Origin of the sequence: Caulobacter sp., from assembly GCF_035254145.1 — a bacterium.
Lineage (GTDB): Bacteria > Pseudomonadota > Alphaproteobacteria > Caulobacterales > Caulobacteraceae > Caulobacter.
On the sequence record NZ_DATFAV010000244.1, the window covers coordinates 1 to 2,938 of the forward strand.

The following is a 2,938-nucleotide window of genomic DNA, read 5'->3' on the forward strand; positions in this document are numbered from 1 at the left end:
CGCGTGCTGGGCGGGGCGATCCTGACCAGCGAGGCGATCAACGAGGAGTTCTATCGCGACAGCCTGCGCCACACCGGCCCGTCGCTGTCGCCGTTCAACGCCTGGGTGATGCTGAAGGGCCTGGAGACCCTGGACCTTCGCGTGCGTCGCCAGGCCGAGAGCGCGGCCGCCCTGGCCGACGTCACCGCCGAACACAAGAAGGTTCGCCAGGTCCTCTACCCGTTCCGCAAGGACCATCCCGGCTACGCGGTCGCCAAGAAGCAGATGAGCGGCGGCGGCACCGTGGTCGCGCTCGACCTCGGCTCGCGCGAAGCGGCCTTCAGGTTCCTGAACGCGCTGGAGATCGTCGACATCTCCAACAACCTGGGCGACGCGAAGTCGATGGCGACCCACCCGCCGACCACCACCCACCGTTCGGTGCCCGAGGCCGAGCGCCCTCTGCTGGGCGTCACCGAAGGCGGCGTGCGCCTGTCCGTGGGCCTGGAAAGCCTGGCCGACCTGACGCGAGACGTGATCCGTGCGCTCGATCAGGCGTGAGACCTCCCCGCCGATGCAGCGGATGCGTCGCCGTCGCGGCCACGACGCGGCGAGCTACGAAGCGCGCACGCGCGACATCGTCGTGCGCGTCTTCCCAGCCTATTCCGCCGAGGAATCCTCGCCGGAGGAAGGCCTCTACCTGTGGTCCTACACGGTCGAGATCGAGAACCATGGCGGCGAGACCGTCACCCTGGTCTCGCGGCGCTGGATCATCACCGACGCCCTCAATCGCGTGAACGAGGTCGAGGGATCGGGCGTGGTCGGCGAACAGCCCGAGTTGCGGCCGCGCGAGGCGTTCCGCTATGTCTCCAACTGCCCGCTGGCCACCGCGTCGGGCGCCATGCGCGGCAGCTATCAGATGGTGACCGAGGAAGGCGAACTGTTCGAGGTCGAGATTCCCGAGTTCTCGCTGCATCTGCCCGGGGCCTCGCGGAAACTCAACTGAGCACGGGCGGATTGACAGGAAACGCGTAAGGGTTGAGCTTCGCCAACAGCTCTCACAGGAGATCGGCCATGCTCACTCGCGCCTTGGCTTGCGCTCTCGCCTTCTGCGCCGTCGCCGCGTCGCCGGCCCTGGCCCAGCAGCCCAACAATCCCTTCTTCCAGGTTTCGCCGGAATCCGCGCCCGCCAGTCCCTCGGTCGAGATCGGCCGCGGCCGCGTCGATTTCCAGAACAGCGCCCAGCGGCGGCTCGTCGACGAGAAGATGCCGCTGATCGAAAAAGCCGTTGCGGCCCAGTTGGCCAATCCGGATACGGCCGAGCTGATCGGCCTGCGCACGGGGCGTTACAAGAAAGCCCTCGTGGTCTGCGGCGTGGTCAACAGCGTCAGTTCCGGCGGCGCCAAGGAAACGGCGCGTTTCATCGCCCGTCCCAGCATCGCCACCTTGGAAACCTCGGCCAACAGCCAGGCCTTCCAGGCCGGCTGGAAGAGCACTGGCTGCGGCTTCTGAACCCGGCCGGCGCGGACGACACCCCAGCCACGGCGGCTCCTACGCGATAAATCGAGCGAGGCTGAGCTCGAGCTCACAGGCCAGCTTCGCGAACGCCCGGCCCGGGTCCCAGCTCCTGGTCGTGCTGACCTGCGAGATCCCGCCTCTTTTTATTGCCTGGGGGCGCCCGACGAACATCAGCCGCAGATAGAATTCTATCTTTGCGCGTAAGGTATATAAAAACTCGCCTTGGTCGAACCTCGCAAATCCCCGCATATTGTGGCTGAGGGGGCGCGAAGTAATGGCGAATGCGATCTGCCCAAAACAGATCCTCTCAGACAGGTCGTCGCCGCAGCTTACCTAGAAACGGCAATTTTTCTGGAGACAGCCATGTCCGTCCTTCTGACGATTAATGTCATCAACCGCCAAAACTTCACGCAAGGTTTCTATTTCTTCCAACAGCCGGCTCTCTATTCCGGCGGTTCGACCGTCTACAGCAACAGTCTCTATTCCCAGAACCTGGGAAACTATGACGCCACCGGCGCCATACTCACGTTCCAGGTGAGCATGCAGTATTATGCTGCCATCCAGCAGGCGCACAGCCTCCCGAGCGTCGGCCAGTCTTCAGGCTACGCCACCGCCATGCGCCCCATCGCGCTGGCGCCGGCCGGCGGCACGGCGAACGACTGGACCACCGCGTCCGTCAACCCGCTCGGCCTGACGGCTCCGACCGTCGGCGTCGGCGTGCAACCCGGCGCCTTCCGGATCACGACCCCGCCCTACGCGCCGCCCGCCCTCTACAATATCGGCTCGGCGGTTCAGGTGAACGGCGGCGTCACTCTATCGAGCTTCGTGATCGCCAACCCCGCCAGCAACACGGACTGCCAGCCGATCCTGGAATACTACGTCCAGACTGGCCAATACACGGCGGGCACGGTGATCAACTTCACCCAGTCCAGCGTCAACGCCGCCATCTGCGACTTCACGGGCGGCTACTCGGTCATCAACGTCACGCTGAATCCCGATGGCACGTGGACCACCCAGGTCATCCAATAGAGCCAGCCCTGACCGCTCGGGTCGACGGACGGCCGCGAGCCGCGGCGTGGGTCACGGTCCTGCCGGTCATGCGCCGCTGCCCCCAGCGCCACGCCGCCGTCGCTTCGCGGCGGCGTGGATGGGGCTTTCCTACTCGGCCGGCGCCGGCTCCAGCTTGTAGACGCGAGAGCAGTACTCGCACGTCACGTGGATCTTGCCGTCCGGCTCGACCATGTCGGCCACTTCCTCGGCCGAGAACGAGTCCAGCACCACGCCGATCCGCTCTTCCGAGCAACGGCAGAAGGCCCGCATCGGCTTCTCGTCGAGCAGCCGCACGCCGTCCTCGTTGAAGAGGCGCCACAAGAGGGTCGGCGTCGAGACCATGGGATCGACCAGTTCGTCCTCGCCCGTGGTCTCGAACAGGGCCTGGGCATGG

Annotated in this window: 5 protein-coding genes; 4 read left to right on the forward strand and 1 reads right to left on the reverse strand. The window is 65.7% G+C overall.

The features are described from left to right. From VJ655_RS15195 to VJ655_RS15210, 4 genes are all read left to right on the forward strand, one after another. On the forward strand, nucleotides 1-537 hold a 537-nt coding region (locus VJ655_RS15195; protein WP_324112484.1), incomplete at its 5' end, for a PLP-dependent transferase. After that, on the forward strand, nucleotides 518-982 hold the full coding sequence (gene apaG, locus VJ655_RS15200) for a Co2+/Mg2+ efflux protein ApaG (protein WP_324112486.1): 465 nt from the start codon (nucleotides 518-520) through the stop codon (nucleotides 980-982). The genes VJ655_RS15195 and apaG, both read left to right, overlap by 20 nt. Nucleotides 983-1,050: 68 nt before the next feature. Then, the gene (locus VJ655_RS15205) at nucleotides 1,051-1,488 is read left to right on the forward strand and encodes a hypothetical protein (RefSeq protein WP_324112489.1); all 438 of its coding nucleotides are present in this window, start codon (nucleotides 1,051-1,053) and stop codon (nucleotides 1,486-1,488) included. 369 nt (nucleotides 1,489-1,857) lie between these two features. Next, entirely contained in the window at nucleotides 1,858-2,523 is a 666-nt protein-coding gene (locus tag VJ655_RS15210; protein ID WP_324112491.1) for a hypothetical protein, read from the forward strand. Nucleotides 2,524-2,652: 129 nt separating this feature from the next. Here the strand turns inward: VJ655_RS15210 and VJ655_RS15215 are convergent. Beyond that, nucleotides 2,653-2,938 (reverse strand): Hsp33 family molecular chaperone HslO (locus VJ655_RS15215; RefSeq protein WP_324112493.1); only part of this gene is annotated, 286 nt, incomplete at its 5' end.